The 22,607-nt window shown below is 62.4% G+C and carries 22 protein-coding genes, 5 tRNA genes and 1 riboswitch; of the genes, 8 read left to right on the top strand and 19 right to left on the bottom strand.

The features are described from left to right. The first annotated feature begins 98 nt into the window (after positions 1–98). Positions 99–281 carry a hypothetical protein gene (locus U3654_RS07620; protein ID WP_324754736.1) on the top strand — a complete coding sequence of 61 codons (183 nt, stop codon included), beginning with the start codon at positions 99–101 and terminating at the stop codon, positions 279–281. Between the two features lie 55 nt (positions 282–336). On the opposite strand, the gene U3654_RS07615 is transcribed toward U3654_RS07620, so the two are convergent. From U3654_RS07615 to U3654_RS07560, 12 genes are all read right to left on the bottom strand, one after another. Then, positions 337–413, bottom strand: a tRNA-Asp gene (locus U3654_RS07615). 138 nt (positions 414–551) lie between these two features. Further along, positions 552–628 (bottom strand) — tRNA-Asp (locus tag U3654_RS07610). A gap of 115 nt (positions 629–743) precedes the next feature. Further along, the gene (locus U3654_RS07605) at positions 744–1,406 is read right to left on the bottom strand and encodes an adenosylcobinamide amidohydrolase (protein WP_324754735.1); all 663 of its coding nucleotides are present in this window, start codon (positions 1,404–1,406) and stop codon (positions 744–746) included. Beyond that, positions 1,403–2,164, bottom strand: coding sequence for an ABC transporter ATP-binding protein (locus U3654_RS07600; protein ID WP_324754734.1), 762 nt, complete (start codon positions 2,162–2,164; stop codon positions 1,403–1,405). The genes U3654_RS07605 and U3654_RS07600 overlap by 4 nt, the downstream gene beginning before the upstream one ends. Further along, on the bottom strand, positions 2,161–3,132 hold the full coding sequence (locus U3654_RS07595; protein ID WP_324754733.1) for an iron ABC transporter permease: 972 nt from the start codon (positions 3,130–3,132) through the stop codon (positions 2,161–2,163). The genes U3654_RS07600 and U3654_RS07595 overlap by 4 nt, the downstream gene beginning before the upstream one ends. Positions 3,133–3,140: 8 nt before the next feature. Beyond that, positions 3,141–3,929, bottom strand: a complete 789-nt coding sequence (locus U3654_RS07590; RefSeq protein WP_324754732.1) for an ABC transporter substrate-binding protein — start codon at positions 3,927–3,929, stop codon at positions 3,141–3,143. A gap of 94 nt (positions 3,930–4,023) precedes the next feature. Beyond that, the gene (locus tag U3654_RS07585) at positions 4,024–5,823 is read right to left on the bottom strand and encodes a TonB-dependent receptor plug domain-containing protein (protein WP_324754731.1); all 1,800 of its coding nucleotides are present in this window, start codon (positions 5,821–5,823) and stop codon (positions 4,024–4,026) included. A 137-nt stretch (positions 5,824–5,960) separates the two neighbouring features. Continuing rightward, positions 5,961–6,168, bottom strand: a riboswitch (cobalamin riboswitch). A 139-nt stretch (positions 6,169–6,307) separates the two neighbouring features. After that, positions 6,308–6,383 (bottom strand) — tRNA-Val (locus U3654_RS07580). Between the two features lie 113 nt (positions 6,384–6,496). Continuing rightward, positions 6,497–7,084, bottom strand: coding sequence for a histidine phosphatase family protein (locus U3654_RS07575; protein ID WP_324754730.1), 588 nt, complete (start codon positions 7,082–7,084; stop codon positions 6,497–6,499). A 29-nt stretch (positions 7,085–7,113) separates the two neighbouring features. Further along, positions 7,114–7,188 (bottom strand) — tRNA-Val (locus U3654_RS07570). A gap of 18 nt (positions 7,189–7,206) precedes the next feature. Beyond that, positions 7,207–7,788, bottom strand: coding sequence for an HU family DNA-binding protein (locus U3654_RS07565; protein ID WP_324754729.1), 582 nt, complete (start codon positions 7,786–7,788; stop codon positions 7,207–7,209). 85 nt (positions 7,789–7,873) lie between these two features. Then, entirely contained in the window at positions 7,874–9,418 is a 1,545-nt protein-coding gene (locus U3654_RS07560) for a helicase HerA-like domain-containing protein (RefSeq protein WP_324754728.1), read from the bottom strand. A 496-nt stretch (positions 9,419–9,914) separates the two neighbouring features. Between U3654_RS07560 and U3654_RS07555 the strand changes: the two genes are divergently transcribed. Beyond that, positions 9,915–10,700 carry an invasion associated locus B family protein gene (locus U3654_RS07555; RefSeq protein WP_324754727.1) on the top strand — a complete coding sequence of 262 codons (786 nt, stop codon included), beginning with the start codon at positions 9,915–9,917 and terminating at the stop codon, positions 10,698–10,700. A gap of 89 nt (positions 10,701–10,789) precedes the next feature. Here the strand turns inward: U3654_RS07555 and U3654_RS07550 are convergent, their stop codons facing one another. The 4 genes from U3654_RS07550 to U3654_RS07535 are packed head-to-tail and all read right to left on the bottom strand — an operon-like array spanning position 10,790 to position 15,030. Beyond that, the gene (locus U3654_RS07550) at positions 10,790–12,001 is read right to left on the bottom strand and encodes a beta-ketoacyl-[acyl-carrier-protein] synthase family protein (RefSeq protein WP_324754726.1); all 1,212 of its coding nucleotides are present in this window, start codon (positions 11,999–12,001) and stop codon (positions 10,790–10,792) included. Then, positions 11,998–12,255 (bottom strand): acyl carrier protein, encoded by a 258-nt coding sequence (locus U3654_RS07545; protein WP_324754725.1) that lies wholly within the window; start codon positions 12,253–12,255, stop codon positions 11,998–12,000. The genes U3654_RS07550 and U3654_RS07545 overlap by 4 nt, the downstream gene beginning before the upstream one ends. 30 nt (positions 12,256–12,285) lie before the next feature. Next, positions 12,286–13,377, bottom strand: coding sequence for a UDP-3-O-(3-hydroxymyristoyl)glucosamine N-acyltransferase (lpxD, locus tag U3654_RS07540; RefSeq protein WP_324754724.1), 1,092 nt, complete (start codon positions 13,375–13,377; stop codon positions 12,286–12,288). Positions 13,378–13,407: 30 nt separating this feature from the next. Then, positions 13,408–15,030, bottom strand: coding sequence for a L,D-transpeptidase family protein (locus U3654_RS07535; RefSeq protein ID WP_324754723.1), 1,623 nt, complete (start codon positions 15,028–15,030; stop codon positions 13,408–13,410). 315 nt (positions 15,031–15,345) lie between these two features. Between U3654_RS07535 and U3654_RS07530 the strand changes: the two genes are divergently transcribed. After that, positions 15,346–15,915 carry a YcbK family protein gene (locus U3654_RS07530; protein WP_324754722.1) on the top strand — a complete coding sequence of 190 codons (570 nt, stop codon included), beginning with the start codon at positions 15,346–15,348 and terminating at the stop codon, positions 15,913–15,915. A gap of 79 nt (positions 15,916–15,994) precedes the next feature. Next, positions 15,995–16,068: transfer RNA gene (locus tag U3654_RS07525), tRNA-Gly, on the top strand. 105 nt (positions 16,069–16,173) lie between these two features. On the opposite strand, the gene U3654_RS07520 is transcribed toward U3654_RS07525, so the two are convergent. Genes U3654_RS07520 through U3654_RS07510 form a run of 3 tightly spaced genes read right to left on the bottom strand, consistent with a single transcriptional unit; the run spans position 16,174 to position 19,268 of the window. Continuing rightward, positions 16,174–17,982: an ABC-F family ATP-binding cassette domain-containing protein gene (locus U3654_RS07520; RefSeq protein WP_324754721.1), complete on the bottom strand. Its 1,809-nt coding sequence runs from the start codon at positions 17,980–17,982 to the stop codon at positions 16,174–16,176. A 9-nt stretch (positions 17,983–17,991) separates the two neighbouring features. Next, positions 17,992–18,756 (bottom strand): GNAT family N-acetyltransferase, encoded by a 765-nt coding sequence (locus U3654_RS07515; RefSeq protein ID WP_324754720.1) that lies wholly within the window; start codon positions 18,754–18,756, stop codon positions 17,992–17,994. Positions 18,757–18,806: 50 nt separating this feature from the next. After that, positions 18,807–19,268: an outer membrane protein assembly factor BamE gene (locus U3654_RS07510; protein WP_324754719.1), complete on the bottom strand. Its 462-nt coding sequence runs from the start codon at positions 19,266–19,268 to the stop codon at positions 18,807–18,809. Between the two features lie 89 nt (positions 19,269–19,357). Here U3654_RS07510 and U3654_RS07505 point away from each other — a divergent pair, with 89 nt between their 5' ends. The 4 genes from U3654_RS07505 (at position 19,358) to U3654_RS07490 (ending at position 22,562) form a co-directional block, all read left to right on the top strand. Then, positions 19,358–19,924 carry a DUF177 domain-containing protein gene (locus U3654_RS07505; protein WP_324754718.1) on the top strand — a complete coding sequence of 189 codons (567 nt, stop codon included), beginning with the start codon at positions 19,358–19,360 and terminating at the stop codon, positions 19,922–19,924. 159 nt (positions 19,925–20,083) lie between these two features. After that, positions 20,084–20,290, top strand: a complete 207-nt coding sequence (gene rpmF / locus U3654_RS07500) for a 50S ribosomal protein L32 (protein WP_324754717.1) — start codon at positions 20,084–20,086, stop codon at positions 20,288–20,290. A 71-nt stretch (positions 20,291–20,361) separates the two neighbouring features. Next, positions 20,362–21,591, top strand: a complete 1,230-nt coding sequence (gene plsX, locus U3654_RS07495; protein ID WP_416384566.1) for a phosphate acyltransferase PlsX — start codon at positions 20,362–20,364, stop codon at positions 21,589–21,591. Continuing rightward, entirely contained in the window at positions 21,588–22,562 is a 975-nt protein-coding gene (locus tag U3654_RS07490; RefSeq protein ID WP_324754716.1) for a beta-ketoacyl-ACP synthase III, read from the top strand. Before plsX ends, U3654_RS07490 begins: the two co-directional genes overlap by 4 nt. Positions 22,563–22,607: the final 45 nt, after the last annotated feature.

Genomic DNA, 22,607 nt, shown 5'->3' with positions numbered 1-22,607 from the left:
TCGGAATGTTATGTGCCTGTAGCTTTCTAATGGATTATTTGTAACGCGACTATAGAGGGTTGCGATGCCTTTCTCATGCATCGCATCAAGATTTACCAATGAATACCAGATGGCTCTTGCGAATGACGCGATGGGCGCAAAATCCGCCCAGTGCCGGGCGCGTCAAATTTGTGCTGGCGATCGTAATCGTCTGCATCGCGCTCTACGCGGTCGAGCGGATGTATGGCTGGCCTGATGCACTGACGCCGCAGAAGGCACTGCAGCGCGGTTATCGACCTTGATAGACGCGCAGGATCAATAGGTTGCGCGGCGCTTTTGATGTATGGAAGGGGTAAGTGGCGCGGTTGACGGGACTCGAACCCGCGACCCCCGGCGTGACAGGCCGGTACTCTAACCAACTGAGCTACAACCGCGCATGAAGCTGTGAGTAATTGAGGCTGCCTGACCCGTCAATGCCGAAAAGCGGTGTTTACGCGCTTCGCGGTACTTTTTGTCACGGGGTTTGCCCAGTCACGCGCATGTTGCACATGTCATCAGGTGAAATGCAGCGGTGGCGCGGTTGACGGGACTCGAACCCGCGACCCCCGGCGTGACAGGCCGGTACTCTAACCAACTGAGCTACAACCGCCCACTGCATGCGCTTTCAAGACGGCTCGTCCTGTCCACGCTGGCCAGTCTTTAGTCGGCGACGCGCGGGGCGTCAAGCGCCAGTTTATTGCCAATTGCAGCAAACCAAGCGCCGCTTAGAGGGCCGGTCGAACGGTCTGCATCCACTCCTGCGCCCCGGCGTGCACGGCGGTGTAGACCGCCTGCCCGGCCGCCTGTCCCAGCGCGGTGTGCATCCCGGCAAAGGCCATATCGCCCGGTAGTGCGGCAACGGCGATGCAGTCTGTTCCGGTGCCCGTCGCGCGCCCTGTGGGCAAGTCCAGCCCGACCTCCATCACGGCTGCGGTGCGTGCGGATGCGGCGATGCTAAGCGCCTCGATCATTGCCGAGTCGGTCAGGCCTCCGCCCTGCCCTGCATTCAGGCGCAGCGCCACGTTGATCGTGCCCCAGCTGTGCCCGCTGCGGTCAAGACGGTGACCGATCCGCTCGGCGTTCGACAGGCCCACGGTGGCGACAGCGCAGGCGGTGACATCCTCGACCTGTGCCTCTGCGACATGGTGGTGAACGATATCGCGCGAGGTTAGGAACGTCACCGCATCCAGCGCGCCGCGCGCCTTTAGCGCGCCATGTAGCCAAGTCGGCACGTCCAGATCCGGCGGCAGGTCGGCATTGCGCACCTCACGCCAGAGGATGCGGCGCGCTGTAACAAGGCCGGGGCGGTTGATGGCCCAGCTTAGCACCCGCATCTGGCCGCCCAGATCGAATTCAAGCCACGGCGTGTCCAGAGTTAGTGCCATCATCGCGTCACGCGCAACGGCTGGAACAACGGCCCATCCTCGCCGTCGCAAAACGCGGCGGCGATGCCGAACACAGCATCCAGCCGCTCGGGCGTCAGCACGTCACCGGGCGCGCCATCGGCCGCCAGATCACCGTCGGGCGCGAGCAGGATCAACCGTGTGCAATGGCGCACGGCAAGGCCCAGATCGTGCAGCGACACGAGGCACGATTTGCCTTGGGCGGCGAGCGCCGCGAACGTCTCCATCGTGGAAATCTGATGCGCGGGGTCAAGGCCCGCTGTCGGCTCATCCGCCATCAGCAGCGGTGTGTCTTGCGCCAGTGCCCGCGCGATCAACGCGCGCGCCGTTTCGCCGCCCGACAGACGCGTGGCCGCGCGATGGCGCAGCGGCTCCAGCCCCATGCGGTCTATCGCGGCCTCGGTTGCGAAGTGATCCTCGGGCGCGGCACGCTGGCCAGCGCCCAGATGCGGCACGCGGCCCAGCATCACCAACGTTTCGACTGTGACGGGCCACGCAATTTCGCGCGCCTGCGGCATCCAAGCCGCGCATTTGGCCCGCGCGCGCGGTGCCAGGGCAGCGAGCGAACTGCGGCCCGTGCTGGGTATCAGGCCCAGTGCGGCGCGCATCAATGTTGTCTTGCCCGCGCCGTTGGGACCGATCAGGCCGACGAATTCGCCCTCCTGTATCTGGAGGTTGATGTCATTGAGTATGGTGCGACCGCGCAGCGTGACGCCAAAGTGGTCAAGCGTCAGAAGACTCATATCCCGTCCTTCCGCGTCTTGAATATGAGGTGCAGGAACACCGGTGCGCCGACGATGGCGGTCAGAACGCCCAGCTTTAGATCCTGCGTGGGCAGGATCAGGCGCACGGCGATATCGGCGGTCAGCAGCATGATCGCGCCGCCGAGTGCGGACGCCCACAACAGGCGCGAGGGCCGCGCACCCACCAGGGGGCGCAGTACGTGCGGCACGACCAGACCGACAAAACCGATGGCACCCGCCACCGCCGTCCCGGCGCCGACGACGCAGGCGGTACCGATGACCAGCACCAGCCGCATGCGGCTGAGGCGGATGCCCATCGCGCCAGCCGCATCCTCACCCAACGTCAACGCGTCTAGGCCGCGCCCCAGAGTGCCCAGCAGTACCCAGCCGATGGCCATCAGCGGCAGTGCCAGCCACACATGCACCATCGAGCGATCCGAGAGCGAGCCCATCATCCAGAACACGATCTCGTTCGCGGCAAAAGGATTGGGCGAAAGGTTCAGCACCAAGGACGTCAGCGCGCCCGCCAGCGCTGATATGGCGATACCCGCAAGGATCAGTGTCAGCGCCCCGCCGCGTGGTCCGGCCAGCGCCATGACCAGCACGACGCCACCCAGCGCGCCCGCCAGCGCCGCCAGTGGCAGGCCCAGCGTATAGGCGGCCGCCAGCCCGGTCTGAATAGCCAGAACCGCGCCAAGGGCAGCAGAGCCGGACACACCGATCAGCCCCGGCTCGGCCAGAGGATTGCGCAGATAGCCCTGCATCGCGGCGCCCGAGAGGCCGAGGCTGGCGCCGATCATCAGCGCAAGGATGGCGCGCGGCAAACGGATCTGACGCATGACCATTGCGATGGGACCGTCGCCGCCCTGCCAGAGCGCGGTCAGGCTATCACCCAAGCTCAGTTCTGCGGGGCCGATTAGCAGCGACGCAGCGAACAGGATTGCGGTCGCCACTGTTAGAGGGATCATCACCCGGCTCATCCTCCGGCCTCGGATTTGGTGGTCTCGGGTTCGTCGGCCTCGACGCGGCGGCGCGCGGCGGACATGTCGCTAATTGCACGCAGCACGAAGGGCGTGCCGCAGACCCAGTCCTGATCTGTCAGCGCCGCGCTGACTGCCTGCCCGCGCAATGCATTGACGACCGGATGATCCATGACCTCTTCGGCGCGGCTGCCGCCGGGGTAGCGCCGCGAGGTGATGACCAGATCGGGGTCAATCATCGTAAGGATTTCCAGCGGAAGCTTGCCCCAGGCATACCCCGCCTCAGCGGGCGCGTTGCGCAGACCAGCAGCGGCAAGGATGTCGTTGGCCAGTGAATTTTTGCCCGATGTATAGCCGTTGGCATAATAAAGCGCGGCGCGTGGCGCGTTCTCATCGGGTCCATCGTCGTCACGCATTGCTGCCAAGTCGGCATCGAAACGCGCGACCATTTTCTGAGCCTCGGCCTGCCGCCCCAGCGCCTCGCCCATTTCAGTGATGCGGGTGCGCACTTCGTCCAGCGACTCGACGATATCAAACAGCACGACCTCGATCCCGAGGCGGCGCAGCATCGCGACAGTATCGCGCGAGGTATAGACACCCGCGACCACCAGATCGGGGCGCATCACATGCACCTCCTCGGCGCGGCCAGAGTTGATAACGTAGTGCGCCGCCTCGTCCGCCATGGCCGATGCGCGCCGATCCAGCGCGATCCGGCTGACCGAAATCAGCTGCCCTTCACCAGCGAGCAGCATTGCCAACTGATCAGTGCAAAGGTTGATCGACACGACGCGTCGTGGCGCCTCAGCCAGCACAGGTGGAGCGCTGAATGCCAGTGCCGCGCCCGCGAAAAGTGCGGACGCAGCGAAGGTGCATATGCGATCAGAAGTTCGCACGAAGCCCAACATAGGCTGCGCGGCCCGGCTGATTATAGCCACCTGCCGTCTCGTAATCCTCGTCAAAGAGGTTTTCGAGACGCAGGTAAAGCTGGGCGTTCGGGCTTACGTCATAGCTGACGCCAGCGCCGACCAGCGTGTAGGCACCCACCTTGTTGCCCACGGGCGAAAACGCAGACGGCTCCACGTCGGCGACATGGCGCACATCAACATAGCCCGAGAAACGGTCGGTGAAATCGCTCTGCACCCCAACGACGAGGTCATGTTTGGGCGTGCGGGCCAACCGAGCGCCGTCGGTCGTTGCGTTCGTATAGGTATAGGCCCCGAAAACCGAGACCGCCGCATTCAGCGCATATTCGCCCGACAGCTCGAAACCCCGTGATTTCGTCGTGCCCGGCACCTGATTGTAAGAGGCGCCCGCGAATTCGATCAAATCGTCAATTTCGGTATAGAAGACTGTCGCTTTGGCATAGCCAAGATCGCCGAACGTCTTTTCGACGCCCATTTCGTAGCTGCGGCTCTCCTCTGGCGTTAACGTGGCAAGGCCGAAGGGGCCGAACCGCTCGTAAAGCGATGGCGCACGATAGCCGGTGCCGATCACCGCGCGGAATGCGATATCTTCGACCGGACGCCAGACCGCAGCTAGACGGCCCGTCGTCTTGCCGCCAAAACTGGAATCGTCGTCGTAGCGCAGCGCGGCCGAGATATCGACCCGGTCGCTCGCAGCCACTAGCAGTTCGGCCTGAAGGGCGGTGTCATCCTCGGATCCACGCGCGGGGCCAGAGGTGAATTTTTCTTCGGTATGATCAATGCCGAAGTTTAGCACTGTGCGCCCACCCAACTCGGCACTGCCGAGATAGGCGATGTTGTGCCGCTCGCCGGTGAAGGTGGTGGTGAAACCGGTTGGATCGTCACGGTCAATATCGAAATAGCTGTAGCTCAGCGTATGCGTCACCGCGCCAGATTGTAGCGTGGCAAAAATGCGCGCGCCCTGCTCGGTATAATAGTTGATGCCACTGGCATCATTGGTGAACCGACTACGGTCGATGTCAATTTCACCGTCGCGGTAGTGTAACGCGCCGCCGATGGTCAGCGTTTCGGTGACGTCATATTCACCGGTCATGTCGACGGTGGTCTGCTCGAAACCGTCCTTCTCCGTGTTGAACGCCTGCGCCGAAATGCCGTCGGTCTGGACGTGGCCATAGCTCAGCGCGATATAGCCGCGTTCAGAGCGATAGCCGCCGCTGAGCGTCCCGGAATAAGTGCCAAAACTGCCACCCTCGGCTTGAGCCTGTCCCGAGAACCCCAGTTTTTCAGGGCGATACGTCGTGATATCGACGACACCAGCAATTGCCTCGGACCCATAGAGCGCCGATTGTGACCCTTTCAGAACTTCGATCCGGCCAATCCCCGAAGCGGTAAGACCGCCAAAGTTAAACTGGTTTTGCGTGTTCGACGGATCGGCCACGTCGATTCCGTTGATCCGCACGCCTACATAGCGCGCCGGCAGGCCGCGAATCTGGATCGTACCCAAGTTGCCGAGGCCGCCATTGGACGTAGAACTAACACCGGGCAGACGATCGAGGCGGTTGATGACGGAGGTGTCGTTGCCGCCTGCTTGCTCGCCCTCCAGCACTTCGACAGTGGCGCCGGTGCGGCCCCTCTCGACCGGGCTGAGGCTGGACGACAGCACGATCGTGCCGAGGTCGTAGGTTTGCTGTGCTGTGGCGGCGGTGGCGCTGAGCGCGCCGGTGAGGATGGTGGTGGTCAGTAAAACACGTTTCATATGCGTCTCCGGACTCGCCCGATGCGGGCGATGCAGGTGTTGGATATGCATGCGAAAGAGACGTTTTGACCCTTCCGCAGGCGGCGAGAATGCCACCACACCGGAAGAATCCGTTGACCGTGACGCTCCCCGCGTCCGGACAGGGTGAACACCTCGGCAGGTCTCCTGACTTGCGGGTCAACGCTGGGCCGGGCCTTCCCGCCGCGCGTTGCGGCAGTGACGTGTATCCGGCTTCGCTCACCGCCTACAGTTGCGGGGGCAGTCACGGAGTTGGTGCAAGGCACCTCACCGCGTTCCCTATTATCCAGACGTGTGAGCGCCCGGACCGAAGTAACGCCTGACTAGCGCAGGTGCGGCATGCGGGAAAGAGGGAAAATCCCGATGCGCTAAATTCATGATGGAGGTTTGGTGGGGGATGCCGCGTGCAAGGCGACAGAACTCATATCAAGAGCACATCGCAATACTTTGAAAAGGCCGGTAATTATGGTGGGTGATGAGAGACTCGAACTCCCGACATCTTCGGTGTAAACGAAGCGCTCTACCAACTGAGCTAATCACCCTCGCCGCCGCTCTAACGCCATTGTCGCGCACTGGCAAGAGGCGGTGAACAGCGCGTGGCGGGTGGATAATCTGGATCGCACCGCAAGCCTTTGATTACGCTGAGATTATCCGGTTATCCGGTAAAATTTCCTAGCACGTCCTCGCTCCCATTGCTCAGGTGATAGACGCAGCCTTGACGATTATCCTGCGCGCCCATGTTCTGCTGCGGCAGGCCCTTGGCCAGACCGCGCAGGACCTGCCCCCAAAGGCCATGCGCAACGATGATGCTGGGTCCGGCAAGCTCTTCTGCAAAGCCGCGCACCCGCCCGATCAGCTCCTCCAGCCCTTCGCCGTCGGGGGCTGCGGCGTAGGTCAGCAGATCACTGGAACCTTGCGGCAGGTCCGCCTTCGCCAACCCCTCCCAAGCGCCCGTGTCGATCTCGGCAAGGCGCGGATCGATGACCGCATCATATTCTGGCAACGCCAGCGCGGCAGTCTCGCGCGCGCGCCCGAGGGGAGAGACATAGATGTTGCCCGGCCCCGTCGCGACGCGCGCAGCAATGTCTGCGATCAGTGCCGCCTGGCTATTGGCCTGCGCGCGCCCCAGCGCGGTCAGAGGCGAATCCAGCCGACCCTGAATGCGCCCGGCAAGGTTCCATTCAGTCTGGCCATGACGCAGAAACCAGATGTCTGGCCAGTTCGGAACATGTGCTTTGGGCATAGATTAGGCCGTTGCAAATAGTTGGAAAATGGTGGGTGATAAGAGATTTGAACTCCTGACATCTTCGATGTGAACGAAGCGCTCTACCACTGAGCTAATCACCCTTGGGCCATTTTTTAGCGTCACTCTTCGCTGTCTGCAACCGCTTCTTTGGCTGGTGCGATCATGCTGCCGGGCGTGCTGCCGGGCAACGGCGGGGCGCCTGTGGCAGAGCCCGCACCAGCGGCCTTGGATTGGCGGATATTCGCGACGATGATGCGCGCTTTATCGGTGTCCTTGATGCGTTTACGCTTGATTTTGCCCATGGGTTGCAGGTTCAGATCGCGACCTTCGGACAGGGCATCGCCCAGCACGGCAAGCATCGCTTCGATCACCGGTTTGGCGTGCTTTTTCGCCACGTCCGAGCGTGCGACAACCTGCGCTATCAACTCCTGCTTTTTGAGGGGGATATTGCCGTCGTCGTCTGCAAGCACCGCATCCGTTGCGCCAGAATCCTGCGGACCTGCGCCCAGACCTCCTGCGCTACCGCGCTTTTCAGGGTTATTGGCGTGATGGCCGCCCACCAGCGGCGGTTTCGGCACCAGCGTCGTCGGGCCGCCCTGCGCGCGCGGCGGCGCGGGTGGCTTGGGTGGCATGGCGCTGGCGCGGCTGGGCTTCTGGCCTTTGGTTTTCGTCTTGTCGCCTGTCGATTTGCTGCTTGCCATTGTGGCCGCCCCTTTTTGTTTTCTGCTTGACGACAGGTTAGCCACATGGCGCAGATTTTGCCAGTGCCAGTTGCGACCGATGCGGCTAGCGGCCCTTGAACAGACCGCCAAGGATGCCGCGCACGATGTGTCGTCCGGTCGTGCCTTTCAACTCCTTGAGAACCGCGCCAGTGATCGCCTCGCCAAAGCTGCCCGCGGTCCCCTTGCGCGGCTGCGCGGTCGAACGCTCGACCCGTGCGCCGGAATAGCGGCGGCCTGCGTTAAATTCACGCTCGGCGACGGATTGCTCTTCTGCGGCTTCTTCGGCGCGGGCGGCTTCGGCAGCGGCCTGATCCGAGCGGCCCTTGAGGATCTCATAGGCTGATTTGCGGTCGATCAGCGTGTCGTATTTGCCCGCCACCGGCGAGGCCTGCATGGCGGCGCGGCGGGCGGCATCATCTATCGGCCCTAGTTTCGAGGATGGCGGGCGGATCAAACTACGCTCGACGATGCCGGGCACGCCCTTGTCCTCCAGCATGGAGGTCACCGCCTCGCCAACGCCGACGTCGCGGATGGCATCGACAGTCGAGAACCTCTCATTCGGGCGATAGGTTTCCGCCGCGCGGCTGAGCGCCTTGCGGTCGCGCGCGGTAAAGGCGCGCAGCGCGTGCTGGAACCGATTGCCCAACTGGCCAAGGATATCCTCGGGGACGTCGTCGGGGTTTTGCGTGATGAAATAGACGCCGACCCCCTTGGAGCGGATGAGGCGCGCGACCTGCTCGACCTTGTCGACCAGCGCCTTGGGCGCGTCATCGAATAAAAGATGCGCCTCATCAAAGAAAAAGACCAGCTTGGGCTTGTCGGGATCGCCGACTTCGGGAAGCGTCTCGAACAGCTCGCTTAGCAGCCATAAGAGGAAGGTGGCATAGAGCCGCGGCGCGCCCATCAGCTTGTCGGCAGCGAGGATGTTGATCTGACCGCGCCCGTCCGCACCGACATGCATGAGGTCCGCGAGGTCCAGTGCAGGTTCGCCGAACAGCTGCGTGCCACCCTGATTTTCCAAGACCATCAACTGGCGCTGGATCGCGCCGACCGACTGGATCGACACGTTGCCATAGCGCAGCGACAGGGTATCACGGTTCTCGCCGACCCAGACTAGCAGAGATTGCAGATCCTTGAGATCCAGCAGCGGCATTCCCTCTTCGTCCGCAACGCGAAAGGCGATGTTCATGATGCCTTCCTGCGCCTCGCTCAGCTCCATCAGGCGGCTCAGCAGGAGCGGCCCCATTTCGGCCAGAGTGGTGCGTACCGGATGGCCTGCAACACCGAAGAGATCCCAGAAGGTAACGGGAAAGGCCGCATAGCTATAGTCGTCCAGCCCAATCGTGGCCGCGCGGCTGGCGAAGGCATCGTGGAGCTTGAATCCCTCGCTGCCCGCTTGCGCAAGGCCCGACAGGTCGCCCTTGACGTCCGATAGGAACACCGGAACGCCGGCGGCGGAAAACCCTTCGGCGAGGATCTGAAGCGTCACGGTCTTGCCTGTTCCGGTCGCGCCCGCGATCAGGCCGTGCCGATTGGCGTATTTCAGGCTGAGGTTTTGGGGCTGCGAATAGTCCGGGCCCCCGCCGCCGATAAAGATGCCGTCGCTCACCACTTCGTCCCCTACAGATGGCGCACGCCTCGCCGCGTGCTGAGCGAACATACATTTTTAACTGTTTCGTGCCAGTATCAATTTCATTCCGGCGCATATGTCCTCCTGGCGCCGGGATGAGTTCCTCCCTGTCAGACTGGCCGCGCCTTCGGGTGCGGCCCTTTTTCATCGGGTAAATTCGTGCGCATTTAGGACGATCAACCGCGACACATTTTGACTGTTGACGACGATTTTCAGGTGTCGTAGCGTCCGCGTCAATACTAAGTCGGCCAAGTCCGGCAGGGAGAAGATTGGGGAAAGGGGCCGCGAGGCTCCTTTTTCTGTGAGTGGCTTCCTGTGTGCGGCCGCTTCGCGCCGAGGCGTCCATTGCCAAGGCGCGCGGAAATCCGCCTTGCATGCCCGGCCCGGCTGCGATTTTATCCTGACAGTGCGGACGCGCCATGTTAGATGCGCCGTGAAACTTCTCCGTGAAACTTCAATGACTGAAGGGGACAACATGCCCAAATCGCTTTCCATCCTGACTATTGCCGCCGCTCTCGGCCTTGCCGGTGCAGCTTATGCGCAGGACACGTCGACAGATACAGACGCTGCGGCAGACACGGTCACGGACACCGCTACGGATACCGCTACAGACGCGGCAACCGACAGCGCCGCCGATACTGCGACCGAAGAGGCAGCGACCGATACCGATACCGCCACCGAAGAGGCAGCGGAAGGTGCTGCGGATGCAGATGCGGATGCAACGGGCGAGGCAGCCGATGACGCAGCCGCCGAAGGCACCGCAGAGGACGACAAAACCTTCTCGACCGGCAAGGAGGTCGGAACCGATCAGCCTGCGGTCTACATCAAGGAGAAGTTCGGCGACTGGAACCTGCGCTGCTTCCGCAATGCGGACGGCGAAGACCCTTGCCAGCTTTATCAGCTTTTGCGCGAGGCGGGCGGCAATCCCATCGCCGAATTCAGCGTGTTCCGCATCGAAGGCCAGGCGCCCGCAGTCGCCGGTGCGACCGCGATCGTGCCGCTGGTCACGCTGCTGACCGAAGAGCTGAAGCTGTCGGTCGATGGCGGCACCGCCAAAAGCTATCCCTACCGCGTTTGCACCGAGGCTGGCTGCGTCGCGCAGATTGGCTTTACCGCAGAGGACATCGCGATCTTCAAGAAGGGCAACAAGGCACAGTTCACTCTGGTCCCCGCACAGGCGCCCGATCAAAAGGTCAAGATTGATGTTTCGCTGAGCGGCTTCACCGCAGGCTACGAAGCTGTCGCGGCGTTCACCGAGTGAGTATGACTGACGACTGAACTATCAAAGGGCGGGCTGAAAGGCCTGCCCTTTTTCTTTGCCAGCGGGCCTGCCCAACGTGCGCGCTGTCCCTACTCTGCCCGGCGCAGCGCCAGCACAGCATTCAGCCCGCCGAACGCAAACGCATTGCTCAGCGCGACCTCGACGCGTGCCTCGCGCGCCTCGTTTGGCACTACGTCTAGCGCGCATTCGGGGTCCGGCTCGTCATAGTTGATGGTCGGTGCGATCACCCCATCGCGCAGCGCCATGATGCAGGCCAGCAGTTCGACCGCGCCTGTGCCGCCAATCAAGTGCCCATGCATTGATTTAGTTGAGGACATCATCAGCTTGTCCGCGTGGCGGCCAAACACGTCGGCGACAGCGGCGCACTCCGTCTTGTCATTGGCCGCCGTGCCGGTGCCGTGGGCATTGATATAGCCGACGTCTTCGGGCGACACGCGTGCATCCAGCAACGCACCGGATATGGTGCGCGCCGCGCCCACCTTGGACGGCATCACGATGTCGGAGGCGTCCGAGGACATGGCGTAGCCCACAACCTCGGCCAGGATATCGGCGCCGCGCGCGCGGGCGTGTTCATATTCCTCAAAGACAAAGATGCCCGCCCCCTCGCCCTGCACCATGCCGTTGCGATTGGCGCTAAAGGGCCGACAACCGTCCTTGGACATGACGCGCAGCCCCTCCCACGCCTTGACACCGCCAAAGCACAGCATGGATTCCGACCCACCGGTCAACATCACGGGGCTAACCCCGCCATGCACCATCTGAAAGGCCTGCGCCATTGCATGGTTCGACGACGCACATGCGGTCGACACGGTAAAGCTGGGTCCGCGAAGGCCCCAGGTCATCGACACATGGCTGGCCGCTGCGTTGTTCATCAGTTTGGGCACCACAAAGGGATGCACGCGGTTCTTGCCGTCCTCATAGACGGTGCGGTAATTCTCATCGAGGGTGGTCATTCCACCGCCGGAATTGCCCAGAATGACGCCCACTTTTAGCGACAACTCATCGTTGAAGGTGATCCCAGATTGCGCGACGGCTTGACGTGCGGCGATCAGCGCAAACTGGGTAAAACGATCATAAAGCGCCAGTTGCTGACGGGTGAACGCGGCCTCAGGATCATAGCCTTTGACCTGACCGCCGATGCGGATCGACAGACGCTCGACATCGCGAAACTCCAGATCGCTGATCCCACAGCGCCCCTCGCGCATCGCCTCCAACGTGGATGGCACATCCTGTCCTAGCGCATTGATCGTGCCGGCGCCGGTGATGACGACGCGCTTCACGACTGCTCGGCGACCAGCCGCTGCACGCCCTGTGCGATGGAACCCACGGTCGATATGTCGAAATCACCTGCCGACGGCTCGTTCGCGTTGAACGGAACGGTGATGTCGAACGCTTCCTCGATGGCGAATATGCTTTCCACCAGTCCCAGAGAGTCGACGCCCAGATCCTCGAGCGTACTGGCGAGCGTCACGTCTGACGGTTCCAGCATGGCCTGCTCGGCGACGATGGCGATCACGCGGTCCGGAATGCTCATGCCATGACTCCTTGAGGTAGTGACACCGATTTAGTCACTCTGCCCGGCCTTGAAAACCGATTTCTTGAGCTGTGCGACATCTGCGACCAGACGCCCGAGGCGGCGCATGTTCTTGTACATGTCGATATGTGCATCCATTTTCATCGCGGGATAGCCCAGCAAGACACGGCCAGCCGGCACATTGCTGAGGATCTTGGTGCCGCCGCCCGCGATCACATTGTCCCCGACAAAGAGGTTGTCGCCCACACCGACTTGCCCCGCCAGCACCACGTTGTTGCCGATCCGGGACGAGCCTGCGATGCCGACCAGACCGCAAAGCAGCGTATCGGTGCCGACAACCACGTTATGAGCGATCATCACCAGCGTGTCGATCTTGGTGCGGTCACCGATCACCGTGTCACGCACCGTGCCACGGTCAATGGCGGCATTTGCGCCGACCTCGACATCATCGCCAAGACGTACCGAGCCGAGGCTGTGAATGCGCACATAGCTTTGCGCAGCGGCACCGCCCTGATCGCCCAGCGTCTCGCGCACCGACTCGACGCCTGATTTCTCGGGCGTGACAAAGCTGAAACCGTCGCCACCCAGAACTGCGCCCGGATGGATGATCACGCGCGCGCCGATGTGCACCCGAGCGGCGATGCGCACGCCCTCGCGGATCAGGCCATTCTCGCCGATCACCGCATCCGCGCCAATTGTGGCCTGTGGCCCGATCCGGCAGCCCGCGCCGATCCGCGCCCCTGCCCCTATCACGCTCAGCGGGCCGACATGCACGCCCTCACCCAACTCAGCTGTCTCATGGATCACCGCCGATGGGTGGATGCCGTCGCCCCAACCCTCACCCAAATCCATCATCTGCGTGAGGCCCGACATGGCGTAACGCGGGCGCGGTGCGACGATGGCCGCCTCTAGCCCCAGCGCCTGCCAATCGGCACCCTCCCAGACCAGCGCGGCGCGCGCGCGGCCCTTGGGCAATCCGTCCGCATACTCAGACTTGGTTGCCAGTGCCAGATCACTGGGACCAGCATCGGCAGGTTCGGCCAACGCGCCGACCGAAATATCTGTGGCGCCAAAGGCAGTCGCCCCCAGCGCCTCGGCAATCTCACGAATGGTATAGGACATGACGCACCCCTTGGCTTGGCGGTGCGATATCTAGCCTTGAACGGAGGGCAGCGAAACCCCTGCCTTTTGCAGCGCGTCCCAAATCCGCCCGTCGCGCCCATAGATATCGTCGCGATATTGCACCGGCCCCTTCGCTGGCACCGTCGCGGTGCGGTAGATGATATGCACCGGTATCTTCTGCTTTAGCTCGATGCGGGTCTGGCGGCCTGAATCTCGGATTCGATCGAAATAGGCCTTGGGATCAGCCTCCTGCCGCGACAGGAGCTCGTAGGCAAAGTCGAACGGGTCCTGCAGGCGGATGCAACCGTGGCTGAACGCGCGCACGTTGCGCTCGAACAGACTTTTGGACGGGGTGTCGTGCAGGTAGATGTTGTATTTGTTCGGGAACATGAACTTGACCAGCCCAAGCGCGTTACGCGACGACGGCGGTTGCTTAAGATCGAACGGGAAATTGCGCGCATTATAGGCTCGGAAATTCACGTTGGCGCGATTCACCTGCTGTCCGCGCGAATTATAGAGCCGCAAATGACCCGCCGCGCCGCGATTGCGCTGCATCTGCGGCAGGTATTCCTTGACCGTGATCGAGCGTGGAACGTTCCAGACCGGATTGACTTCTAGATATTCCATCTCGTCCGAGAATTCAGGGCTGCGCTGGCCCGGTGCATTCTTGCCGATGACGGCGCGCGTCTCGAATGTCAGGCGGTCGTCATCCATGATCCGGGCGCTGAAATCAGCGAGGTTGACCAGAATGTGGCGTTTCCCACGCGGCATGTTCAGCCAGCGCTCGCGTTCCATCGCGACGTGAATCATCGGCAGGCGCTCGGACACCGGTTTGTTGATCTCGGACATGGTCGATCCGCCCGCAGTGCCGTCCGGGACCAATCCATGGGCCGCTTGAAACTGCTGGACGGCCTGCTGCATCGATATATCGTAGCTGGCCGAGGATGTCCGCTGGAGGTAGCCCATCCGCATCAGGCGGTTGCGCAGCGCGACGACATCTGGGCCGGACTGGCCGGGCGCCAGCGATCCGGCAGGCACGGCAAGACCCCAGCCGCCGGTGACCAGCAGCCCTTCGAGCCGGGTCTTTTCACGCATGAGGCGCGCGTATTCACCCGATGTAGGCGGCAGCGCGCGGAAAAAACCAGCGGGGTTTGTTGCCGTAAAAGCGGCCAGCAACTCTTCGGCACTACGTACGGGCACGTCCCGTACAATATTTGAATCGACGCTCGAAGGCGTCAGGATTCCGGTTTGCATGTCATGGGCAATGCGCAGGAAAACGCGCGACATCTCGATCTCGACCTGACCCAAATCGCGAGGTGTGCGCGCGGCGCGCATCATCGCCAAAAGGCCCGGCGCATCATACCGCGTAGCAGGCAGGCCATGCGCGGGGGCCGCTTCGATCGCCTGTAGCAGCGCTTGGCGGCGCGCACGGCCAGCCTCATCCTGGCCTGTCCAGATCGCATCATAGCCGCTGGCACGATAATGCGCGGCCAGCCCGTCATCGCGCGCAGCGCCCTCGGCGACTGCCTGTTTGAACGCCGTCACACCGGCATGCACGGCAGGCGGTGCCGTCAGGATCATCAAAGCGGCAATGGCCGGTAGAATCACTCGGCGGGCACTAGGTTTGAACTCGAACAAAGCGGCAATCGTCATGGGAACCTCTGGCAGCTAGCAAAATGGTACAACAATCTCCAGACAGACGCGGCTAGTCCCTTATTGTCCAATCATTTCTGCCGGGCGCAAAGCACGTAATACCCCCTGAGGCCAAAAGGCATCAACTCATGGTAAACCTGCCACGGCCCCCGCGAAGTGCGCGGATTTATGCCGAAATGGGTTGCCATTAGAATATTCGGGAACCCGAGTCTTGGTTAGCGAATCTTAATGTGCCATAGCTATAAATACATCTGGGGATGTGATGAGCACCCGCGAAAAGCGGGATTTAAATTGAAGCGACGGACAGGCAAATCAATGACTCAGATCGAACCGACCAGCCTGTCGCGGCGTGCGCTATTGGGCGCATTCGCGGCAACAGCCCTTGTGGCAGCACCCTCCTACGGAAATGCTTTTGGTCTTTTGCGCGGTGCGGGCGACATTCGCCGTCTGCGCATGACGTCGCCTCGCACTGGTGAAAAGATCGATACGATCTACTGGATCGAAGGCGAATATATCCGCGAAGCGGTGCAGGAAATTTCGTCCTTCATGCGCGACTGGCGCTCGAACGACGTGATAGCTATCGACACCCGGACGATCGATATCTTGACTGCCTCACATAATTTGCTGAACACGACCGAACCCTACACACTGCTGTCCGGCTACCGCACGCCCAAGACCAACGCGATGCTGCGCAGCCGATCAGGCGGTGTCGCCAAGAATTCGCTGCACCTCAAGGGTCAGGCTGCTGACTTGCGCCTCAGCTCTCGCTCGGTCGGTCAGATGGGCAAGGCGGCAATTGCCTGCCGTGCCGGCGGTGTTGGCAAATATTCGCGCTCGAATTTTGTGCATATGGATTGCGGCGTGGTGCGTAGCTGGGGCGGCTGAATCGCCCTACCCTACGGCGCCCATTCGGCTGATTTTACCTTGATTCCCGCCGGGACTCGGTGCTACCACGACCTTCGAGGCGGGTATGGTGAAAAGGTATCACGGCAGCTTCCCAAGCTTTAGTTACGGGTTCAATTCCCGTTACCCGCTCCAAACCTCAAGACAGTATTTGGATTTGCCCGTAGCGCTCGATTGCGCTTTGTCGTGCGACCTATGATCCCACGCCCGGCAGTATCCCGACCAACGCGGCTGAGCCGGTCAGCCCGCCTTCTCTTCCAATTCCAACCATTCTTGTTCGGCAGCGGCCAGTGCCTTTTGCCTGGCCGTCAGGGCCTCGCTTGCCTTGCGGAACTTGACCGGCTCGCGCGTGAACAATTCAGGGTCCGCCATCAGCCCCTCCAGCTTGCCGATCTCGGCCTCGAGACGCGCGATGACGTCCGGCAATTCTGCCAGCCTGTGCTTTTCGGTAAAGCTGATCTTGGGCGTCTTGCCTTTTGACGTTGGGGCGTTGCCTTTTGATCGCGAAGTCGCTTTCGGCGCTGTGTCCGCTTGATCCGACTGGCGCTGCGAGCGGTAGTCGCTCCACCCGCCTGCATAGGCGGTAGCGCGGCCATCACCTTCCATTGCGATGGTGGTGGTTGCGACGCGGTCCAGAAAATCACGGTCGTGGCTGACCAATATGATCGTGCCATCGTAATCGTCCAATAGTTCCTGCAACAGGTCCAGCGTCTCGATATCCAGATCGTTCGTAGGTTCGTCCAGCACCAACAGGTTGCTTTCGCGCGCCATCAGCTTGGCCAGCAAGAGCCGCGCTTTTTCCCCGCCGGACAGGGAGCGAACGGGCGCGCGTGCCTGCGCCTCGTCAAAGAGGAATTCCTTGAGATAGCCGATTACATGGCGCGGCATCCCGCGTACTAGGATCTGGTCCGCCTTGCCTGACACGCGCATGTCGGGATCACCGGTCAGCGAATCCCAAAGGCTCATCTCGGGGTCCAGTTGTGCGCGCGCCTGATCAAAGACGGCCGGCATGAGGTTTGTCCCCAAGCTGACCGTGCCACTATCAGGGGCCTCTGTGCCTAGCAGCATGTTCAAAAGCGTCGTCTTGCCCACGCCATTCGGTCCCACCAGCGCGATTCGGTCGCCGCGCTGCACCCTCAGAGAAAACTCACTCAGGATGACCTTTTCGCCGTAAGCTTTTGAAATGCCGACCGCTTCGATCACCTTCTTGCCGGATTTCGGTCCGGCCTCCAGCGCCATTGCGGCCGCGCCCTGACGCTTGATCTGGCTGCCACGCTCGGCGCGCAGATCTTGCAGGGCGCGCACGCGACCCTGATTGCGCTTGCGCCGGGCGCTGATGCCCTCGACGGCCCAGCGGGCCTCGGCCTTGATCTTGCGGTTCAGCTTGTGGCGGGACTGATCTTCGTCCTCCCAAACCTTGTCGCGCCATTCCTCGAAATGGGTGAAACCCTTTTCCTGTCGCCGCGTCATTCCTCTGTCTATCCAGAGAGTTGCGCGGGTCAGTTCACGCAGAAATGCGCGGTCGTGACTGATCAGGACATAGGCCGTGCGCGTCTCTTTCAGCGTGTTTTCCAGCCACGCGATCGCCTCGATGTCCAAATGGTTCGTCGGCTCGTCCAGCAGCATCAGCTCAGGCGCTTCGGCCATCAGCTTGGCCAGCGCGGCGCGGCGCCGCTCACCACCCGAGGCGGTTTCGACAGGCCGCGCGGGATCGAATTTCAGGCCTTCGCCCGCCATCTCGACGCGATATACCTCGGCCGGGTCCAGCTGACTGGACGCGAAATCGCCAAGCGTGGCAAAACCCGCCATATCGGGATCCTGATCCATGTAGCCAACAGAGGCGGCTGGCGCAACGACACGCGTGCCGGCATCCACCTCAACCAGGCCCGCCATCACCTTCATCAAGGTAGATTTACCTGACCCGTTGCGCCCGACCAGCGCCACCCGGTCACCAGGCTGAATGACCAGCGACAGGTCCGCGAATACCGGATCGCCCCCGAATGTGAGGGAGATGTCGCTGAGTTGCAAAAGGGGGGGACGTGCGGCCATGCCCGCCCGCTATCCCGCCCCGGCGCCGCCGTCAAGCGTAGCGCGCAATTGCTGCTTTCGCGCCTCTGGAATGGACGCGATCTCGAGCCCGGTAAAGACATGTAGCGTGTCCATTGCCGAATCGACCACCGCATGATCGCTGACCCAACCGCCCATCCGCAGATAACTGCGCAAGAGCGGCGGCACGTCCGCAATAGCGCGGCCTGCATCGTCGGGCGCCGTTGCCCCGGCCAGCGGCACTGTGGTGGCTGCGCGCGGTCGCGGCGCCCATGCTCGCGGTGCCAGATGCGTCCTTGCCAGCGCGGCAAATGCGGCGCGATAGGGTGTGGGATCTGTGCCGCGAAACGACGTGCAGCCGAACAGCATCCCGACCCCGCAGCCGTCCACATGCGCAGCAATCGCGCCCCATGCCGCGCGCAGAATTTCTGGGTCACGCGCAGCCGGGTGGATACAGAATCGCCCCAGTTCTGTCATTGGTTCGGGGTAGGCAGCTAACGCCGAGAGATCATAGAATTGCGCCGCATAGCTGCCCACGATCCCGGCCCCGCTGTCCAGCGGCAACAAGCGGAAACAGCCCGCCAAACTGTCCAGCCTGCGGTCCTCGATCAGCATATGGGTGCACACCGAATCGAACGCGTCGCCGTCCGGCATATCCAAGCCGAACGCCGCTGCGCGCAGCCTTTGCGCCGCGATCAGATCGTCGGGTCCTTCGGCGGCGCGCACGATATAGCGCCTTGGATCTATGGGGTAATTCGGGGACTGATCTTGCTTCATCGACGCGCTCCGCCGGATGGCGGCCCCCGATGGCCACCATGTCATAAGACCTAAAAGAAATCGGCCGGATTGATGTTGCCGAGATTGCCCAGCATCTGCCGCAAGAAGCCTTTGCCCTGCACGGACGTATCCGTGACACGGCGCGACAGCGGCACGACATTGCCGTCGCGCAGATCGAACCGCTCGATATTGGCGACGACGTTCTGCTGATCGAAACTAATGGCCAGCACCTGCCGGTCAATCACTTGGGGGCGAAACATTCCAGAGTGCCGGACCCGGCTGCGCACGTAATAGTAATCGCCCCCAGACAGAACGCCCGCGGTCGATGGTACGCCGATCACTTCGTCGACAGTGGCGCGGGAATCGACCCCCGGCACGATCTGCGCCAGATCCTCGTCCAGCGGCACATAGCCGTGGTTCTGGTAGGTCGCAGAGCAACCTGCTACCGCGCCAAGGCAGATCACCGCCAGCACCGAACAGATGGCTTTCAGCGAAAAATTAGTCCTGAACATGACTGCCCTCTTGCATCTCGGCCCGCTGGGCCTTTTATCCCGCTTACAACATTGCACACCAAAGGTTCAAGAAAGGAAGCGCCCGCGCTATGGTAAAGCTGCTGACAGATCCCGCCGCGCTACGCGTGGCCGAGCTGCCCAAGGGTGCCTCCCTGCCCTTCGATATCGTGCCGGACGCCGCTATGCGCGCGGCCATGGCCGAAGAACTGGGCATCAATGCCCTGCGCAAACTAACCTTTCGCGGCACGCTCGCCCCGCTGGGACGGCGCGACTGGCAACTGAGTGCGCAACTGGGCGCAACCGCCCAGCAAGCCTGCATTGCCACCCTAGAGCCAGTGACCAGCCGCATCGACACCAGTATCCAGCGCCGATTCCTCAGCGACATGCCCCGCCCCGAAGAGCTGGACCCGACGCCCGAGGACGGTGTGCCGATGCCCGAAGATGAGGCCGAAGAGCCGCTGGGCGAGGTTATCGACCTGGCACGCGTACTGATCGAGGCGCTGGCGCTGGCGCTGCCCGATTATCCCCGCAAGGACGGCGCCGGGCCTGCCAGCGCCGCCGTCGCGCCGCCGGGCGAGGTGCCGCTCGATGACGACGCGATCAAGCCGTTTGCGGGGCTGGCCGCGCTCAAGGCGCGGATGGAGGACGGCGATTGAGCCGCCTTGCCGCGAGAATTCGCTTGCGGGCGCGCCAATTCGTTGTATTTTCGCGCCTTCATGGGGATTTGGGGTTGAACCAACGCCCCAAGGCGGACTAAGAGCCGCAGAACCTCATGAAACAGGGCCGATCCGGCCCACAGGAATAGGGATCGCGACATGGCCGTCCAGCAGAACAAAGTATCGAAATCGCGCCGCAACAATCGCCGCGCGCATGACGCCCTCAGCGGCGCCAACCCTAACGAATGCCCGAACTGTGGCGAGCTGAAGCGCCCGCATCACGTTTGTTCAGCCTGCGGTCACTATGCGGACCGTGAAGTCGTCGCCATGGCGGACGAGATCGATCTGGATGACGACGCGGCCTGAACCGCCGCGCGCCGTCACAGTCACGGCCGTTACAGTGGCGCCAGGCCCATTATCAAGGACGGACCGCCCGCATGACCGCGCGTCCAGAGATCAGACCCGCGGATGCAGGTCCTACCGGCGCAAGCCAGGCTGGACCCGACCAGACGGGTATGGACCAGACGGGCGCCAAGTCCAGTCTGAGCGAAACTGACTCCGATATCAAAACTGCCTCCTTCCAGGGCAAGACGGTAATTTCCGTCGACGCCATGGGCGGGGACATGGGCCCTGCCACCGTCGTCGCAGGCATCGCAGCCAGCGCGAACAAGAATCCGGACATTGCCTTTATCCTGCACGGCCCCTTGGCCGAGCTTGAGCCGCTGGTGGCCCGGCATCGCACGCTGGCGGGGCGCTGCGCGCTGCGCAATGCGCCCGGCATCGTCACGATGGAGGACAAGCCCGGCCATGTCGCGCGCCACGGCAAGGACACCTCGATGTGGTCCGCGCTAGAATCAGTGCGCGCGGGCGAGGCGACAGTTTGCGTTTCCTGCGGCAATACCGGCGCGCTGATGTTGATGTCGGTGCTGCGTCTGCGCCGCCTGCCCGGCATTTACCGCCCGGCTATCGCCGTGATGTGGCCCTCGCGCAATCCTCAGGGCTTTAATCTGTTGATGGATGGCGGCGCCGATATCAGCGCCGACGCCAAGGATCTCATGCAATACGCGCTGATGGGCGTGTCCTATGCGCGCAACGGATTTGGCGTGACGCGCCCGCGTATCGGCCTGCTGAACGTCGGCACAGAAGAACATAAAGGCCGCGCCGAGCTGCGCGAGGCGCATGATCTGATCACGGCCCATGCGCGCGGTGCGGATTTCGATTTTGTCGGCTTTGTCGAAGGGCGCGATCTGCCCGGTAACACCTGCGATGTGATCGTGACCGACGGTTTCACCGGCAATGTCGCGCTCAAGACGGGCGAAGGCACCGCGACCCTGATCGCGGATTTGCTTCGCGAGGCGTTTCAATATTCGATCCTGTCGCGCTTTGCAGCGCTGCTGGCCTATCCGTCGCTGCGCCGCCTCAAAAAACGGATCGACCCGCGCCATGTTAACGGTGGGGTGTTTCTGGGCCTAAACGGCACGGTCGTCAAATCGCACGGGGCGGCAGATGCCACAGGCGTTTCGGCCGCAGTTAAACTGGCGTTTCAACTGGCCCAGACCGGATTTTCCGAAAAACTGGCCGCGCGCGTCGCCGCAGCTATGCCGGCCGCCCGGGATGACGATTCAGAAGACGAATCCGCGCCGACCCCTGCGGATAAAAGCACATGACCCGTCGCGCGGTCCCTCTGGGCATCGGGCATTACCTGCCTGAGCGTGTCGTGCCAAATTCCCATTTCGAGGGGCTGGTCGATACCACCGACGAGTGGATTCGCACCCGGTCGGGCATTGAGCGGCGCCATTTCGCCGCCGAGGGCCAGACCACCTCAGACCTGGCCAGCCGCGCCGCGCGCGCCGCGCTAGAGAATGCGGGCCTGACTCCCGATGATATCGACGGAATCATAGTGGCCACCTCGACCCCCGATCTGACCTTTCCGTCGGTCGGCACGATGGTTCAGGCAAATCTTGGCATGACGCACGGCTTTGCCTTTGACGTGCAGGCGGTTTGCGCGGGCTTCATATTTGCGCTCTGCACAGCGGACGCGATGATCGTGTCGGGCCAGGCCAACCGCCTGCTGGTCATCGGCGCCGAGACGTTCAGCCGCATCATGGACTGGACCGACCGCAGCACCTGCGTGCTCTTTGGCGACGGCGCGGGTGCGCTGCTGCTGGGGGCCGAGGATGGCGCAGGGACAACCAAAGATCGCGGTATTCTGGCGAGCGATCTCAATTCTGACGGCCGCTACCGCGAGATGCTTTATGTCGATGGCGGCGTGTCCTCGACCGGCACGTCGGGCAAGGTTCGGATGCAGGGCAATCCACTGTTTCGGCAGGCAGTGGACAAGCTGACCCAGACAGCGGACGCCGTGCTGGACAAGACCGGGCTAACCGCCGCCGACGTCGATTGGATCGTGCCACATCAGGCCAATATCCGCATCATTCAGGGCACTGCGCGCAAGATGGGCGTGTCCATGGATCGCGTGATCCAGACCGTTCAGGACCACGGCAATACCTCGGCGGCATCGATTCCCTTGGCGCTGTCGGTGGGCGTAGCAGATGGGCGGATCAAGCGCGGCGATCTGATTCTGAGCGAGGCAATTGGTGGTGGTTTGGCTTGGGGTGCGGTCGCACTGCGCTGGTAAGTGCAACTCAAGCGCGCAATTTTCGCTTAAACAGCCTCCTGCAAG

It is taken from the genome of Roseovarius sp. Pro17 (assembly GCF_035599575.1).
In the GTDB taxonomy this organism is placed as follows: Bacteria; Pseudomonadota; Alphaproteobacteria; order Rhodobacterales; family Rhodobacteraceae; genus Roseovarius.
Note: the sequence above shows the minus strand (reverse complement) of the source record. Positions and strands in the feature narration are given on the sequence as shown.

What these genes read in the sequence shown, in the direction of transcription:
- U3654_RS07620 (WP_324754736.1), top strand. Translation starts at nt 99, where the DNA reads ATGAATACCAGATGGCTCTTGCGAATGACGCGATGGGCGCAAAATCCG.
- U3654_RS07605 (WP_324754735.1), bottom strand. Translation starts at nt 1,406, where the DNA reads ATGATGGCACTAACTCTGGACACGCCGTGGCTTGAATTCGATCTGGGC.
- U3654_RS07600 (WP_324754734.1), bottom strand. Translation starts at nt 2,164, where the DNA reads ATGAGTCTTCTGACGCTTGACCACTTTGGCGTCACGCTGCGCGGTCGC.
- U3654_RS07595 (WP_324754733.1), bottom strand. Translation starts at nt 3,132, where the DNA reads ATGATCCCTCTAACAGTGGCGACCGCAATCCTGTTCGCTGCGTCGCTG.
- U3654_RS07585 (WP_324754731.1), bottom strand. Translation starts at nt 5,823, where the DNA reads ATGAAACGTGTTTTACTGACCACCACCATCCTCACCGGCGCGCTCAGC.
- U3654_RS07575 (WP_324754730.1), bottom strand. Translation starts at nt 7,084, where the DNA reads ATGCCCAAAGCACATGTTCCGAACTGGCCAGACATCTGGTTTCTGCGT.
- U3654_RS07565 (WP_324754729.1), bottom strand. Translation starts at nt 7,788, where the DNA reads ATGGCAAGCAGCAAATCGACAGGCGACAAGACGAAAACCAAAGGCCAG.
- U3654_RS07555 (WP_324754727.1), top strand. Translation starts at nt 9,915, where the DNA reads ATGCCCAAATCGCTTTCCATCCTGACTATTGCCGCCGCTCTCGGCCTT.
- U3654_RS07545 (WP_324754725.1), bottom strand. Translation starts at nt 12,255, where the DNA reads ATGAGCATTCCGGACCGCGTGATCGCCATCGTCGCCGAGCAGGCCATG.
- lpxD (WP_324754724.1), bottom strand. Translation starts at nt 13,377, where the DNA reads ATGTCCTATACCATTCGTGAGATTGCCGAGGCGCTGGGGGCGACTGCC.
- U3654_RS07535 (WP_324754723.1), bottom strand. Translation starts at nt 15,030, where the DNA reads ATGACGATTGCCGCTTTGTTCGAGTTCAAACCTAGTGCCCGCCGAGTG.
- U3654_RS07530 (WP_324754722.1), top strand. Translation starts at nt 15,346, where the DNA reads ATGACTCAGATCGAACCGACCAGCCTGTCGCGGCGTGCGCTATTGGGC.
- U3654_RS07520 (WP_324754721.1), bottom strand. Translation starts at nt 17,982, where the DNA reads ATGGCCGCACGTCCCCCCCTTTTGCAACTCAGCGACATCTCCCTCACA.
- U3654_RS07515 (WP_324754720.1), bottom strand. Translation starts at nt 18,756, where the DNA reads ATGAAGCAAGATCAGTCCCCGAATTACCCCATAGATCCAAGGCGCTAT.
- U3654_RS07510 (WP_324754719.1), bottom strand. Translation starts at nt 19,268, where the DNA reads ATGTTCAGGACTAATTTTTCGCTGAAAGCCATCTGTTCGGTGCTGGCG.
- U3654_RS07505 (WP_324754718.1), top strand. Translation starts at nt 19,358, where the DNA reads ATGGTAAAGCTGCTGACAGATCCCGCCGCGCTACGCGTGGCCGAGCTG.
- rpmF (WP_324754717.1), top strand. Translation starts at nt 20,084, where the DNA reads ATGGCCGTCCAGCAGAACAAAGTATCGAAATCGCGCCGCAACAATCGC.
- plsX (WP_416384566.1), top strand. Translation starts at nt 20,362, where the DNA reads ATGACCGCGCGTCCAGAGATCAGACCCGCGGATGCAGGTCCTACCGGC.
- U3654_RS07490 (WP_324754716.1), top strand. Translation starts at nt 21,588, where the DNA reads ATGACCCGTCGCGCGGTCCCTCTGGGCATCGGGCATTACCTGCCTGAG.